This is a genomic window from Bacillus sp. ISO11, from assembly GCF_003458115.1.
Classification (GTDB): domain Bacteria; phylum Bacillota; class Bacilli; order Bacillales; family Bacillaceae_G; genus Bacillus_A; species Bacillus_A cereus.
The window spans coordinates 20,127-34,947 of sequence record NZ_QXCO01000011.1; the positions used below are offsets into that span (position 1 = coordinate 20,127).

Below are 14,821 nucleotides of genomic sequence, written 5' to 3' on the forward strand. Positions count from 1 at the left end.
ATAATAAAAATTTATTATGGTTATAAATCGAACAAATATTTTTTACGAATTATCTTGAATTCAAGATAATTCAATAGATTAGACACCGATACGTAATTTTGTAATTAATATCTCGAATTCGAGATAAAATTATAATGACGGATTTTACTTTGTAGCATGGACAAAATTAATAATGAACTTAAATGTAAAAGAATTTTTATAATGAAATAAAAAAGGAGTGGAAGAAATGGAAAAGAAAACAATGGGAATCCATCATATTACAGCGATTGTAGGGCATCCACAAGAAAATGTAGACTTTTATGCTGGTGTATTGGGGTTACGTTTAGTGAAACAAACAGTGAATTTTGATGATCCAGGTACGTACCATCTTTATTTTGGAAATGAAGGAGGAAAGCCTGGAACAATTATTACGTTTTTCCCATGGGCAGGTGCTCGTCAAGGTATTATTGGAGATGGTCAAGTAGGAATTACGTCTTACGTTGTACCAAAAGGTGCAATGGAGTTTTGGGAAAATAGATTAGAAAAATTCGATGTTTCGTATACAAAAATGACTCGTTTTGGAGAGCAGTATTTAGAATTTGATGATCCGCATGGTTTGCATATAGAATTAGTTGAAAGAGAAAAAGGCGAATTAAATAATTGGAGTTTTGGAGAAGTTACACCAGAAGTAGCAATTAAAGGGTTTGGAGGTGCTGTTCTTTTATCTACACAGCCTCAAAAAACAGCTGAATTGTTAGAACATATTATGGGTCTTGAAAAAATTGGAGAAGAGGGTGAATTTGTTCGATTCCGTTCTTCTGCTGACATTGGAAATATTATTGATTTGAAATTATCAACAATCGGTCGTGGCCAAATGGGCGTTGGCACAGTTCATCATATTGCCTGGAGAGCGAGTGACGATGCTGATCAGCTAGACTGGAAAGAGCATGTGTCGCGTTTTGGATATCACGTAACTCCTGTACAAGATCGAAATTATTTTAACGCGATTTATTTTAGAGAACATGGTGAAATCTTATTTGAAATTGCAACAGATCCTCCTGGTTTCGCTCATGATGAATCGTTAGAGACGATGGGTGAGGAATTAAAGTTACCGGAACAATATGAACAACATAGAAAACAGATTGAACAAACGCTTTTACCATTTGAAGTGAGAAATTTAGATTAAAGTGATTGAAGGGGGAACAGGATTATGATGAAACATGTTTTTCAAAAAGGAAAAGATACGTCAAAACCAGTGTTGTTATTACTTCATGGCACAGGTGGTAATGAATTAGATTTACTACCACTTGCAGAAATAGTTGATCCGGAAGCGTCGGTATTAAGCGTTAGGGGAAATGTGTTAGAGAATGGGATGCCGCGTTTCTTCCGCCGATTAGCAGAGGGCATTTTTGATGAAGAGGATTTAATTTTCCGTACGAAGGAATTAAATGAATTTTTAGATGAAGCGGCTAAAGAATATAAATTCGATAGAAATAACATTGTAGCTATCGGTTATTCGAATGGGGCAAATATCGCAGCAAGTTTATTATTCCATTACGAAAATGCATTGAAAGGTGCTGTGCTTCATCACCCAATGGTACCAAGAAGAGGAATGCAATTAGCAAATTTAGCAGGGAAATCTGTGTTTATTGCTGCTGGGACAAATGACCCAATTTGTTCATCAGCAGAGTCAGAGGAATTGAAGATACTATTAGAAAATGCAAACGCGAATGTAACAATGCATTGGGAAAATCGAGGGCATCAATTAACGATGGGTGAAGTAGAAAAAGCAAAAGAGTGGTATGACAAAGCATTTTAAAAAAGAAGCATCTGCTAACGATTAGCAGATGCTTCTTTTTTATTTAAGACTGGATTGCAAGATGAGATGAAGAAAGTGGTAGCTCAATATCAACAATTGTACCTTCATTTAATTCGCTTGAAATGTGTAATTTACCATGATGTTCTTCAATTATTTTGTAACACATCATTAATCCTAGTCCTGTGCCTTTTTCTTTTAAACTATAAAAAGGTTCGCCTAGACGGGAGATACGATCTTCTGGAATGCCACAACCTTCATCGATAATTCGTATTAAGATGAAATTATCCTCTAATGGTTTTGTTTGGATGAAAATATTTCCGCCATTTGGCATCGCTTCTATCGCATTTTTTAATATGTTTATAAAAACTTGTTTTAATTGGTTGCCGTCACATTGAATATCATATACGTAATCAAAATGATCCATGATGATATGAACGCTATGCATAATTGCAGTCGGTAAAATAAATGTAACTACCTCTTCAATTAAAGTTTGTATGTTACAAGTTTGGATAGATAATACTTGTGGCTTAGACATCGCCATAAATTGACTCGTGATGGATTCCATTTGTGAAATCTCACTTAACATAACATCGATATACCATTTTTGCTCCTCATTTATTTCAGGGAGGAGCAATGTTAGAAAACCCTTTAGGGAAGTGAGTGGATTTCGAATTTCATGGGCAATTCCAGCTGTCAGTTGTCCGACTACTGCGAGCTTCTCAGATTTTCGTAGTAACTTTTCAGTTTCTTTTAGCTCAGTAACATCTCTCCCCATCACGATAAGACCTTTGCGAGAACCATCAGGATGATAAAGCGGAACTTTTGATATACTTAAGATTAAATCGAAATCATCTCTATGTATAATAAATTCCTCGCCATGAAGAATTTGTCTTTGTTGCCATGCTAGTTCATCGACTTCTTCACAATGTAAAAAAGCTTCTCGGTATGCTTCATTATATTGAATGAGTTCGCTATCTTTTTTCCCGTGGTAAGGTACATGATGGAAGTTGAAGCAAGAAAGTGCGTAGTCATTTGCCTCAAGCCAGCGCCCTTCATGATCTTTAAATATAACAAACGCAGGCATGGAGTTTACTAATGTACGTAATCTCTTCTCACTTTCTTTTAGCATATTCTCAATTCTTTCTGATTTTTCAAGTGGCTTCATAATAGCGTATACACCAGTAAGACGATTTTGAACAAAAATAGGAACTAGTTTTGTCACAACATCTAATAAGAATCCATTTTTATGATAAATAGATAAGATATACTCTTGTTGATTATCCGCTTCAGTATTCTTTATATTTTGTAATACTTGCTCAGAAATATGGGCTCCTAAAATGGAGGTAATATTTTTCTGTTCTAATTCTAAAGAAGTGTAACCTAATATTCTTTCGGCAGAAGGATTTATATGTAGAATAACTCCTTCTAAGTTTAATGAAATAATACTATCAGGATTATGTTCGAACAGAGATGCGTACATTTCTGTTAATGAACGATCTTGTATATGGTTTCGCAAACGTCTAGAAATGTTCGGATGACGTTTTTTTTGAGTTGGTGAATATTTTTTACGACTCATAATAGTTCCTCCGTACAAATAGCATCTAAAAAGATTTGTCTATTCATAACTATAATATAGATGTGATGTGTATTTCTATAAAAAATGGAAGTTATAGAATAAATTTTGTTTTTTTATTTTTTTTGCAAAGTGAATGCAGGATGGTAATAAGGGGAGCTTATATTGTTTTATAAACCTTTTGTAAGTTACAGACGGCTGTTTTCCGTATAACATTAGGGTAGAGGAGGGGGAGAGAAAATGAAAAATTATATTCAAGGGATTGATCACGTGCAAGTAGCTGCACCTGTAGAGTGTGAAGAAGAGGCGCGTGATTTTTATGGGAATAAAATTGGTATGGTAGAAATTCCAAAGCCAGAAGAGTTGAAAAAACGAGGTGGATGTTGGTTTAAATGTGGAAATCAAGAAATCCATATTGGTGTCGAGCGGAACTTTACACCAGCTAAAAAGGCTCATCCAGCTTTTTATGTGAATGAAATTAATGAATTTAAGCAAACACTTATAGAGCAAGGTGTAAAAGTGATTGATGATTATGCACGGCCAGATGTAATTCGATTTTACGTATCAGACCCGTTTGGAAACAGAATTGAATTTATGCAAAATAAAGACTAGGTGTATTCCCACCTAGTCTTTAACTTCTTCTGAAAAGTCCTAACACTTCTACAGTTTCTGTAATATTAACGAATGCATTCGGGTCAATTTCAGAAATTGTAAGTTTCATACTTGCTAATTCTTCACGAGAAACGACCGTCATAAGTACACGCTTTTTCTCGCTTGAATAAGCGCCTTCGCCATCAAGTAACGTTATTCCACGTACAACAGTTGAAAGAAGCTGTTTTTTCATTTTTTCTGCTTCATTTGTTACAATCATAAGTGTAACTTTACGATGTTTTGTATGAACAGCATCAATTACTTTACCAGTTACATAAATTGAAAGTAAGCTTGTAAGTGCAACATCCCAGGTGAAGAAGAATCCTGCGATTATTACAACGACTGCATTTAAAATAATAAGGAATCCGCCAAGTTTAATGTCTCGCTTGCGGGATAAAAGCATACCGATAATATCAAATCCACCAGTGGATCCATTACAGTTAAAAACAAGACCAATACCAGCTCCGGCGATGACACCTCCGAAGATAGAAGATAACAATGGATCTGTTGCTACGACTTTTACTGGAACGTAGTATAATGCAACAGATAATACAACTACAGAGACAACTGTGTTAAAAATTACTTTTTTTCCAAGACCTATGTACCCTAAAATAAGGATAGGTAAGTTTAATACAAAGTTAATAATGCCTGTGTTTACAGGGGTTACAATCCCTAAAATAATAGCAATTCCGCCAATTCCACTACTTAAAATTTTGTGGGGGATAAGGAAAAGATTAAAGGCAACCGCAATAATAATAGAACCGATAATAACACCAAGGAATCTGACCATTTCTTTCCCGTCCTTCACTGAAAAATTCATATTATTTCAAGATTATATATGATATTGAAAGTTTTGGGTAAAAACAGTTTATTTTGGTAAATTAGATTAATCGAAAGAATTTGAGTATTTTATCATTTGAAAGGGGATACAGTTGTGAAGATAAAAACATATCAACAGAAAAGCCCGTTGAAGCAAGAATGTGAGGATTCTTATTTTTGTAATAAAGATAAAAAGATTTATGGTGTATGTGACGGTGCAACACCACTTGTCCCGTTTCGTGATGAAAATGGACATAATGGAGCATACATCGCTTCGCATTTATTTGCAAATTATTTTACTGCATTACGAGAGAATCATAGTTTACAATTTGCAGTTGCCAAAGCAAATGAAGCATTACAAAGCAAAATGTTAGAATATGAAGTAGACACGAGAAAAAAAGAGCATTTGTGGTGCACATGTATCGCGGCAGTTCAAATAGTTGGTGAGAAAATTGAATATGCGCAGCTTGGGGACTGTATGATTGTCGCAACTTTTCAAAATGGAACGATGCAAGTATTAACGAAAGACACAGTTGAAGGAATTAGTAAACGAGCAAAAAGGAAGAGGGAAGAAGATCGTAAAAAAGGGTTATCTGTACCAGAAGAATATGTTTTTCAAGATGTGCGAGAACCGTTAAAATACAATCGTTATCTTGCAAATATGCCAAATGGTTATTCAGTTGCAAATGGAATGAAAGAAGCGATACATTATTTACAACATGGTGAATTAGATATAGATGAAGTGAGTGGAATTTTTATTTGTTCAGACGGGTTATTCCACCCAGATTGGTCATTAGAACAAACTGTTGCATATATAAGAAAGAATAGTATAAACGAATATGTAGCAATCATTGAAAAGCTGGAAGGGGAAAAGAGAATAAAACCAGATGATAAAACGATTATTATGATTGATTTTTAAGAGGAGGCAGTTCAAATGGAAATTAAATATGTCAATCTAACATTTCAAGATGAATTAGTTCCTTTAGAAAAAGTAAATCAACTGATTATCCACCATACAGCTGAAGATGGATGGGACGTGTATAAAACGCATGAATTTCATCAAACTGTAAGAGGGTGGAGCGGGATTGGTTACAACTATTTTATCGAAAAGGACGGAACTGTAGTGGAAGGGCGAGGTTTACATATTGGAGCGCACGCGAAAGACCATAACCGCCATACAATTGGAATATGTATGACGGGAAATTTCGATAAATACGATCCAACTCCTGCACAAGTGAATGCATTATATTCTTTATGCAAAATGTTTATGAAGCAATTTGCTATAAAGAAAGAAAATATACTAGGTCATAGGGAGTTAGAAGGAGTTACAAAAAGCTGTCCTGGTAATCGTTTTTCTATGGTAGAGTTAAGGAAGGTATTATCTTAAATATAGAGGAGTAACAACGATGATGAATATAAAAATAACAAATGATAAAAAAGAAGAACTTGTAGCGCAAATTCAGCAATTTTTCGTTGAAGAAGATTTAGATGAAATTGGACGTTTCCAAGCAGAGCGTTTAATAGAAGAAATGGTTAAATTAGTTGGACCATTTGCATACAATCAAGCAATTGGAGATGCAAGAAAGCTTGTAAGTGAGAAATTAACGAATATCGAAGAAGATTTATACGTGTTAGAGAAGAATGAAGGAAAATAAAAAAAGAGCCGATGGGCTCTTTTTTATTTTTCTTTCTTATGTTCTTTATATTCATGTACTTTTTCTTTCACATTACCAACTGTATCTTTAGCAGTGCCTTTCACCTTATCCCATTTTCCTTCAGCTTGTAATTTCTTATTGTCAGTTACTTTCCCGACAACTTCTTTTACTTCACCTTTTACCTTATCAATGGCACCTTCTACTTTTTCTTTTAAACCATGATCATGTTTAGTCATACATTTCTCCTCCTTGTAGTTTGATTAGAATTCTCTTTTCATATTGCAAGTTGAATGATGTATCTAGTAATAGCGTAACAAATCTAGTTGGAATATTCAAATGATTAATAGGATAGAAAAGGAATTGTCATAAAATGTTTAAAAATGTAACGGAAGGAGAAAGAAAGTAAATTATAATATGTCTTTTGCGGTCCATATTGATTTTGTATAAGCAATTTTCATGTGGGCACGTTCCATGTTATTTTGACTGCCGCTACCAAAGCGGGCTTGGCCAACTATTAAATGACAATTTGTCGCTATAGCTTTTTCTATTCTTTTTTGAATTAATGCAGTATGACAGCCGTTACGTTGAAATTCTGGCAAAGTAGCAGAAGCAGCTAATGATGCGACACCCTTATTTATATACAGGACACCAATACTAGCAGGGATATTTTGAACTTCAGCTATGAAAAAATGCCATCCTGGTTCATTGTAAAGAATTTCATTATTTTGGCGCACACCATCTGTTGTAAAGGATGGCATATTAAATCCACGTACATAAATGTCTGCAAAAATATCAAAATCATTTTCTTTTAGTTTTCGTATTGTAATATTAGAAGGAAGAAGTGATGAACCCTCTCTCGGTATACTATACAAAGCAGTATGGAAGCTAGATTGATAAAACCCTTTTTGAGATAAGTATTGAAATAATTCAGTTGTACCTTGTGCTGGGGTAATTTCAAAACGACAAGTGATTTGTAGTGATTGATAATAAGAGATAATTTCATCTAACTCATCTGTATTTGTAAATGTAATACCTTTTACCGTATTAAAAGCAGGACCAGCAATTATTTTTGATGAAAAGGCAGTGGCACTACCGAATTTTTTCATTTGCACTTGCATTGGGTTTCCGCTCATTGTTTGTAGTCTCTCTAATTTAGAAGAGAGCATATCAATTTCTGCATTTTCAATTTCTGTTGCCATATCGAGTGTCATAACAGTAGTCATAAAATTCCTCCGTTAATAAATATATTTCATAGTACATATACGATTTTTGTTTTGAGATTCCTGTTGAAATGTGAGAGAATAAGAGGTTTTTTGGAAGGGAAATGGAAGTGAACTGTCGAAGGGAGTAGAAATAGATTAAAGGTGGTGCTCTCATGAAACAAAAAGCCGTGCAGACATGCTCTAATTGTGGTTCTCAAAATATAGGAGAAGGTGAGTTTGTCGGATATGCACAAATACGGAAAAAGGAAACGATGTTCACATCTTCGCCGGTGGATGCTTATATTTGTACAGATTGTGGGAATATCCTTTTATTAAAGGTAAGGAATTATGAAAGGTTTAAACAGAAACCGTTATGATTATTGAGAAGTGGTCATATCCAACTTTGTATACGAAACGACTTATGTTAAGGAAAATGAATATGAGTGATAGTTTACATATATATGAGTATGCTACAGATAAAGAGATGACAACTTTTACTGTATGGGATGCTCATCGATCGTTATGTGACACATATAACTATATAGAAGAAATTGTGGGTCAGTACAATGGAGGGCAAGTAGCACCTCTTGGAATTGTATTAAAAGAGGAAAAAAAACTTATAGGCACGTGTGGATTTATAAAATATGATTTGGTCACACATACAGCAGAAATTGCATACGCCTTATCTCGAAAATATTGGGGAAGAGGATTAGCTACGGAGGCTGTGTTAGCTTTTTTCTACTATGGTTTTCATGAATTGCATCTTAATAGTATTGAAGCGGGATGTGATTCAGAAAATGAAGCATCTGAAAAATTAATGAAACGTTTGAATATGGAGTACAAATATACAATTCAGAAGGATATGTTTATTAAAGGTAAGAATCGTGATACAAAAAGGTATTTTATATCTAGAGAAAGATATATGAACCAATGAAATATCTTACATTGAAAACTCCTTTAAATGAATTAAGGAGTTTTTTTATTTTGATAACAACAAATGGACTATTAGGAAGCGCTATTTTTATTAACGTTCTAAGTATAGAAAAAAAACGCTATATAACACAATCGCAACCGCAAGTTGACAAAGTGCAACCGCAGGAAGATAGAGATAAGGGCAATGTTTACATACAATTTAGGTAAGAAAACAAAGGGGGACACACATATGGGATTTGGTGAAAAGCTTTTTAGATTAAGAAAGGAAAAGGGCCTTTCTCAAGAAGCATTAGCTGAAAAATTAAATACCACAAGGCAAGCAGTTAGTAAATGGGAAAACGGTCAAGGTTTTCCTGAAACTGAAAAATTAATAATGATTGGAAATGTATTTGAAGTATCACTCGACTATTTATTAAAAGAAACTGCAGAGCAAAGTAACGAAAAGGAAAATGGTTACTATGTAAGTAAGGAAATGGCAGAAGGGTATGTAGTGTATGGACAAAAAATTTCTAAATATATTGCGTTAGGATTTAGTTTGCTTATTTTATCTACAATACCGTACTTATTATTTAAAGAAAATGCGACAATGTCTACGTTTCTTGTCATTATCATTGCAGTGCTTGGGATTGGAGCAATGATGGCATCTGTAACGATAGAAGAGAGTCGATACAATGTATTGAAAAAGGAAGAACTACTATTTGATCAAAACTTTCTAAAAGAATTGACCAAAAGATATGCGACTATTAAGAAGAAGTATACGGCAGTAGTGATCGTTGGATTTTGTTTTATTGCAGCAGGAGCGATACCGTTTTTATTTGAGAAAAAACGAATTACCTCAGGAGAACTCGTACAGTATTATCCTTATTGTGTTGTACTTATTGCTATCGGAGTTTATCTTTTTGTTCGTGTGTTAGGGGTGTTAGAGACGTATCGGATTTTAGTAGAAAATAAGGAATACAGTAATCGTTTTATTTTTAAATTGAAAAAGAAAGTAAGGAAAAAGGTAGATAGTTTATAAAAAATAAAAAACATGTTTCGAATCAATGTATTCAAAACATGTTTTTTATCGTTCTGAATTATTTCCAAAGAAATAATTCAGAAAATACAGAAAAATATCGTAATCATTTGTAGAAGTCTGTTATAATAAACGGAAAATGAAAACGTTTTAAAGGGGGACATAACCAATATGATGATGAATGTACCGCTAACAATTAGTTCTATGATGGAAAGAGCAGAGAAACTGTTTTCGAAGAAAGAAATTGTTTCACGGACGCATGATACAGTTACAACGTTAACGTATAAGCAATTAGGGGAAAGGACGAGAAGACTTTCCAGTGCGTTGAAAAGGCTTGGAATTAAAGTAGGTGAACGTGTAGGAACATTAGCGTGGAACCATCATCGGCATGTGGAAGCGTATTTTGCTATTCCAGGTATTGCTTCTGTTTTGCACACAATTAACATTCGTTTATCTCCTCAACATATTTCATACATTATTCAGCACGCAGAAGACCGAATTCTACTTATAGATGAAGATCTCGTACCGCTTGTTGAAAATATTCAATCACAATTATCAACTGTACAAGCTTACATTATTATGACTGATAAAGATGAACTCCCAAATACTACGCTGAAGCCTGTATATCATTATGAAAAGCTATTAGAAGAAGGCGATCCAAATTTCCAATTTGTAAAAGATATTGATGAAAATACACCAGCTGGTATGTGTTATACGTCAGCGACTACAGGAAATCCGAAAGGTGTTGTATATACGCATCGTAGTACTGTATTACACTGTATGGCACTCGGTTTAGCTGATACAGCTGCTTTATCGGAAAGTGATGCAGCAATGGCAATCGTCCCGATGTTTCATGTGAACGCTTGGGGACTTCCTTTTGCGGCTACTTGGTTTGGATCAAAACAAGTTCTTCCTGGACCGATGTTTACTCCGAAAATTTTATTAGAAATGATTCAATCAGAAAAAGTGACGTTAGCTGCGGGTGTGCCGACAATTTGGCTCGGCGTATTACAAGAGTTAGAAAATAATAGTTACGATTTATCTAGTATGACGAGAATACTATGCGGAGGTGCAGCGGCGCCGAAAAGTGTTATTAAAGCATTTGAACAGAAACATAATGTTCCGTTCATACATGCATATGGTATGACTGAAACGAGTCCACTCGTAACACTTGCACGTTTAAAAAGTTATGAAACGGAATTATCGTATGAAGAGCAACTAGAAATTCGCTCCAAACAAGGATATCTTGTACCTGGTGTCGAGATGAAAGTAGTCGGTACAAATGGTGAAGTGAAGTGGGATGGTACTGAGATGGGAGAATTATGTTTACGAGCACCTTGGATCGCTGAAAGCTATTATAACGATGATCGTACTGTTGAAGTTTTTCGCGATGGATGGTTATATACTGGTGATGTTGTCACAGTGGATGAGGAAGGTTGCGTGAAAATTGTTGACCGTACGAAGGATGTTATTAAAAGCGGGGGAGAATGGATTTCTTCGGTCGATCTTGAAAATGCTTTAATGGCACATGATGCTATATTTGAAGCGGCTGTCGTTGCAGTTCCTCACCCTCAGTGGCAAGAGCGACCAATTGCCTGCGTTGTTCAAAAGAAAAATAGTACGGTTACAAAAGAAGAAATATATGAGTTTTTAAAACCACAGTTTGCGAAGTGGTGGTTGCCAGACGATATTGTCTTTATGGAAGAAATACCGAAAACATCTGTTGGGAAGTTTTTAAAACAGGCGCTTCGGAAAGAACTGGAGCATTTGCATAGAGAGAAATAAGTGAACTCCTATTTGTAAACTCTAATACGTTAACGGTTGACAAAAGAGGAGTGGAAAGATAATATAATTTTTATGATATGTTATCTAAAAACAATTTTAAGTTTACAAATAGGAGAAGCAAATATGAATACAAAAAATTTAGTTTTCGTCGCTTTATTTAGTTCTATTATGGGAGTGTTAGGGTTAATACCTCCGATTGCTCTTTCTATTACACCAGTTCCGATTACATTGCAATCACTCGGTGTTATGCTTGCGGGTGGGTTGTTAGGGTCACGCCTTGGTGCATTAAGTCAGCTTATTTTCTTACTTATTGTAGGAGTTGGAGCACCATTACTTGCTGGTGGCCGCGGTGGCCTTGGTGTATTTGTTGGGCCAAGTGCAGGATATTTACTTGGTTACATCATTGGAGCGTTTGTTATTGGTTATTTAATTGAGCGTTTACGTGAAGTTTCTATTATAAAAGTATTATGTATTAATATAATTGGTGGTATTTTCGTAGTTTATGTATTTGGTATTATTGTACAAGCGTTTTTAATGGATGTTTCTGTATGGGAGACAATGAAAGTGAGTGCTGTGTTTTTACCAGGGGATTGTATAAAAGCAATTATTGCGGCAGTTCTCGTAACAAAATTACATCGTTCATTGAAACATATTATTACACCCGCTTTAAAGAATGGAAAATATACAAATGCGGGATGATAAAGGGAAGAAACACGTACATTGCGTGTTTCTTTTTATTATTTTTGTAAAGAAAGGACGTCTCATATGGGTGTTACAAAAAAATACAAAAAGCAAGCCTCTTTACAACCAAATAAAATAGCGATAAAGGAAAATGATAGAGTTTTAACATATAAAGAGTGGTTCGAATCAGTTTGTAAAGTAGCCAACTGGTTGCATGCAACAGAATCAAAAAATAAAACAATAGCAATCCTATTAGAAAATCATATAGAGTTTTTACAACTATTTGCTGGTGCTGCTATGGCCGGGTGGGTTTGTGTTCCGTTAGATATAAAGTGGAAACAAGATGAGCTCAGAGAAAGAATTGAAATCAGTAATCCGGATATGATTGTGACAGAAAGATATAAGGTAAATGATTTACCGCATGAAGAAGGAAGAGTAATTGAAATTGATGAGTGGAAAAGAATGATGGAGAAATATCTTCCTACACATTCCACTGTAGAAAGTTTACGAAATGCTCCCTTTTATATGGGATTTACATCAGGATCAACTGGAAAAGCAAAAGCATTTTTACGCGCACAGCAATCGTGGGTTCATAGTTTTGATTGTAATGTACATGATTTTCATATGAAAATGGAGAATTCAATTTTAATAGCTGGGACGCTCGTTCATTCTCTTTTCTTATACGGGGCAATAAGTGCATTATATGTAGGACAAACGGTGCACATTATGAGAAAGTTCATTCCGAATCAAGTATTAGATAAGTTAGAAACTGAAAATATATCGGTTATGTATACAGTTCCGACAATGCTTGAATCTTTATATAAAGAAAATAGATTAATAGAAAATAAAATGAAAATTATTTCATCAGGAGCGAAATGGGAAGCTGAAGCGAAAGAAAAAATAAAGAATATATTTCCTTATGCGAAAAGATATGAATTTTATGGTGCATCAGAGTTAAGTTTTGTAACAGCACTAGTCGATGCAGAAAGCGAAAGAAGGCTAAATTCAGTAGGAAAACCTTGTCATAATGTGCAAGTTCGAATATGTAATGAAGCAGGCGAAGAAGTACAAAAAGGCGAGATAGGAACTGTTTATGTGAAAAGTGATCAGTTTTTTATGGGATACATAATAGATGGGGTTTTAACACAGGAGTTGAATGCAGAAGGCTGGATGACAGTGCGAGATGTAGGCTATGAAGATGAAGAAGGCTTTATATATATTGTTGGTAGAGAGAAGAATATGATTTTATTTGGAGGAATCAATATTTATCCAGAAGAAATAGAAAGTGTATTACATGAACACCCAGCTGTTGATGAAATAGTTGTAATTGGTGTGAAAGATAGTTACTGGGGTGAAAAGCCCGTCGCGATCGTAAAAGGAAGTGCTACGAAACAACAATTAAAGAGTTTTTGCTTACAACGATTATCCTCGTTTAAAATACCGAAAGAATGGCATTTTGTAGATAGAATACCTTATACAAATAGTGGGAAAATCGCTCGTATGGAAGCAAAAAGTATGATTGAAAACAGGGAGAAAATATATGAATAGAGCAGTTATTGTAGAGGCGAAAAGAACACCTATCGGTAAGAAGAATGGGATGTTAAAAGAGTATGAAGTTCAGCAATTAGCAACACCGCTTCTTACGTTTTTAAGTAGAGGAATTGAGAGAGAGATAGACGATGTTATATTAGGTAATGTTGTTGGGCCAGGAGGGAATGTTGCGAGACTATCTGCTTTAGCGGCAGGACTTGGCTATCATATTCCTGGTGTAACGATTGATCGGCAATGTGGTGCTGGTTTAGAAGCAATTCGAACTGCGTGTCATCTCATTCAAGGAGGGGCAGGTAAGTGCTATATCGCCGGAGGAGTAGAGAGTACAAGTACGTCACCTTTTCAAAAAAGAGCACGATTTTCACCTGAAACAATTGGTGATCCTGACATGGGAGTAGCGGCTGAATATGTTGCGGAGCGTTATAACATAACGAGAGAAATGCAAGACGAGTACGCTTGTCTTAGTTATAAGCGGACACTGCAAGCGTTAGAAAAAGGCTATATACATGATGAAATATTTTCTTTTAATGGATTATTAGATGAATCTATAAAGCTAGAAATGAATTATGAACGAATCATTAAAAGAACAAAACCCGCATTTTTACAAAATGGAACAGTGACGGCAGGTAATTCATGTGGTGTAAATGATGGGGCATGTGCTGTTCTTGTAATGGAAGAGGGACAAGCCCTAAAGTTAGGTTATAAACCTGTCCTTCGTTTCGTTCGTAGTGCTGTAGTGGGAGTGAATCCAAATCTTCCAGGAACTGGTCCGATATTTGCGGTGAACAAATTATTAAATGAAATGAATGTAAAAATAGAGGACATCGATTATTTTGAAATAAATGAAGCATTCGCCTCAAAAGTTGTTGCTTGCGCAAAAGAGTTACAAATTCCGTATGAAAAATTAAATGTAAATGGTGGGGCAATTGCGCTCGGTCATCCGTACGGTGCATCTGGGGCTATGCTTGTAACACGTTTGTTTTATCAGGCACAAAGAGAGTCTATGAAATATGGAATTGCTACATTAGGAATTGGAGGCGGGATAGGGATTGCGCTATTATTTGAGAAAGTAGAAAATTAGAATGTTTGAAGTGTAGGGCAGGCGTATTCATTTATATCTATCTTATTTTAATTCTCATTGAAAGCCTCTTATCAAAT

General features: G+C 35.0%; 17 protein-coding genes. 13 read left to right on the forward strand and 4 right to left on the reverse strand.

Going from position 1 to position 14,821, the window contains the following annotated elements; all coding sequences use genetic code 11:
* The first annotated feature begins 226 nt into the window (after window positions 1–226).
* Together D1166_RS13940 and D1166_RS13945 are read left to right on the forward strand one after the other, a co-directional pair.
* Window positions 227–1,165 carry a ring-cleaving dioxygenase gene (locus D1166_RS13940; protein ID WP_000412731.1) on the forward strand — a complete coding sequence of 313 codons (939 nt, stop codon included), beginning with the start codon at window positions 227–229 and terminating at the stop codon, window positions 1,163–1,165.
* Window positions 1,166–1,189: 24 nt separating this feature from the next.
* Complete coding sequence (locus tag D1166_RS13945) at window positions 1,190–1,798, forward strand: alpha/beta hydrolase (protein ID WP_000975484.1); 609 nt, start codon at window positions 1,190–1,192, stop codon at window positions 1,796–1,798.
* Window positions 1,799–1,841: 43 nt separating this feature from the next.
* Here D1166_RS13945 and D1166_RS13950 read toward each other — a convergent pair whose 3' ends face one another.
* On the reverse strand, window positions 1,842–3,374 hold the full coding sequence (locus D1166_RS13950) for a BA3702 family sensor histidine kinase (protein ID WP_000087657.1): 1,533 nt from the start codon (window positions 3,372–3,374) through the stop codon (window positions 1,842–1,844).
* Between the two features lie 237 nt (window positions 3,375–3,611).
* Between D1166_RS13950 and D1166_RS13960 the strand changes: the two genes are divergently transcribed.
* A complete protein-coding gene (locus D1166_RS13960; protein WP_000800767.1) occupies window positions 3,612–3,983 on the forward strand; it encodes a VOC family protein in 372 nt (123 codons plus the stop codon).
* A 19-nt stretch (window positions 3,984–4,002) separates the two neighbouring features.
* Here the strand turns inward: D1166_RS13960 and D1166_RS13965 are convergent, their stop codons facing one another.
* Complete coding sequence (locus D1166_RS13965; protein ID WP_000251344.1) at window positions 4,003–4,812, reverse strand: YitT family protein; 810 nt, start codon at window positions 4,810–4,812, stop codon at window positions 4,003–4,005.
* A 126-nt stretch (window positions 4,813–4,938) separates the two neighbouring features.
* Between D1166_RS13965 and D1166_RS13970 the strand changes: the two genes are divergently transcribed.
* Genes D1166_RS13970 through D1166_RS13980 form a run of 3 tightly spaced genes read left to right on the forward strand, consistent with a single transcriptional unit; the run spans window position 4,939 to window position 6,496 of the window.
* A complete protein-coding gene (locus tag D1166_RS13970; protein ID WP_118043337.1) occupies window positions 4,939–5,760 on the forward strand; it encodes a protein phosphatase 2C domain-containing protein in 822 nt (273 codons plus the stop codon).
* A gap of 15 nt (window positions 5,761–5,775) precedes the next feature.
* Window positions 5,776–6,228: a peptidoglycan recognition protein family protein gene (locus D1166_RS13975; protein ID WP_000404193.1), complete on the forward strand. Its 453-nt coding sequence runs from the start codon at window positions 5,776–5,778 to the stop codon at window positions 6,226–6,228.
* 19 nt (window positions 6,229–6,247) lie between these two features.
* Window positions 6,248–6,496 (forward strand): DUF2164 domain-containing protein, encoded by a 249-nt coding sequence (locus tag D1166_RS13980; RefSeq protein ID WP_000981079.1) that lies wholly within the window; start codon window positions 6,248–6,250, stop codon window positions 6,494–6,496.
* Between the two features lie 23 nt (window positions 6,497–6,519).
* Here D1166_RS13980 and D1166_RS13985 read toward each other — a convergent pair whose 3' ends face one another.
* Together D1166_RS13985 and D1166_RS13990 are read right to left on the reverse strand one after the other, a co-directional pair.
* Window positions 6,520–6,732, reverse strand: a complete 213-nt coding sequence (locus D1166_RS13985) for a CsbD family protein (protein ID WP_000160410.1) — start codon at window positions 6,730–6,732, stop codon at window positions 6,520–6,522.
* 171 nt (window positions 6,733–6,903) lie between these two features.
* The gene (locus D1166_RS13990; RefSeq protein ID WP_000214348.1) at window positions 6,904–7,719 is read right to left on the reverse strand and encodes a GNAT family N-acetyltransferase; all 816 of its coding nucleotides are present in this window, start codon (window positions 7,717–7,719) and stop codon (window positions 6,904–6,906) included.
* Between the two features lie 152 nt (window positions 7,720–7,871).
* Here D1166_RS13990 and D1166_RS13995 point away from each other — a divergent pair, with 152 nt between their 5' ends.
* From D1166_RS13995 to D1166_RS14030, 7 genes are all read left to right on the forward strand, one after another.
* Window positions 7,872–8,075, forward strand: a complete 204-nt coding sequence (locus D1166_RS13995) for a hypothetical protein (protein ID WP_000810193.1) — start codon at window positions 7,872–7,874, stop codon at window positions 8,073–8,075.
* Window positions 8,072–8,632, forward strand: coding sequence for a GNAT family N-acetyltransferase (locus D1166_RS14000; RefSeq protein ID WP_000582841.1), 561 nt, complete (start codon window positions 8,072–8,074; stop codon window positions 8,630–8,632). The genes D1166_RS13995 and D1166_RS14000 overlap by 4 nt, the downstream gene beginning before the upstream one ends.
* 228 nt (window positions 8,633–8,860) lie before the next feature.
* Complete coding sequence (locus tag D1166_RS14010) at window positions 8,861–9,649, forward strand: helix-turn-helix domain-containing protein (RefSeq protein WP_000505637.1); 789 nt, start codon at window positions 8,861–8,863, stop codon at window positions 9,647–9,649.
* Between the two features lie 168 nt (window positions 9,650–9,817).
* Entirely contained in the window at window positions 9,818–11,431 is a 1,614-nt protein-coding gene (locus D1166_RS14015) for a long-chain fatty acid--CoA ligase (RefSeq protein WP_000980212.1), read from the forward strand.
* Between the two features lie 123 nt (window positions 11,432–11,554).
* A complete protein-coding gene (locus D1166_RS14020) occupies window positions 11,555–12,130 on the forward strand; it encodes a biotin transporter BioY (RefSeq protein WP_001093332.1) in 576 nt (191 codons plus the stop codon).
* Window positions 12,131–12,196: 66 nt separating this feature from the next.
* On the forward strand, window positions 12,197–13,660 hold the full coding sequence (locus D1166_RS14025) for an acyl-CoA synthetase (protein ID WP_000539234.1): 1,464 nt from the start codon (window positions 12,197–12,199) through the stop codon (window positions 13,658–13,660).
* Window positions 13,653–14,744, forward strand: a complete 1,092-nt coding sequence (locus D1166_RS14030; protein ID WP_001078002.1) for an acetyl-CoA C-acyltransferase — start codon at window positions 13,653–13,655, stop codon at window positions 14,742–14,744. Before D1166_RS14025 ends, D1166_RS14030 begins: the two co-directional genes overlap by 8 nt.
* Window positions 14,745–14,821: the final 77 nt, after the last annotated feature.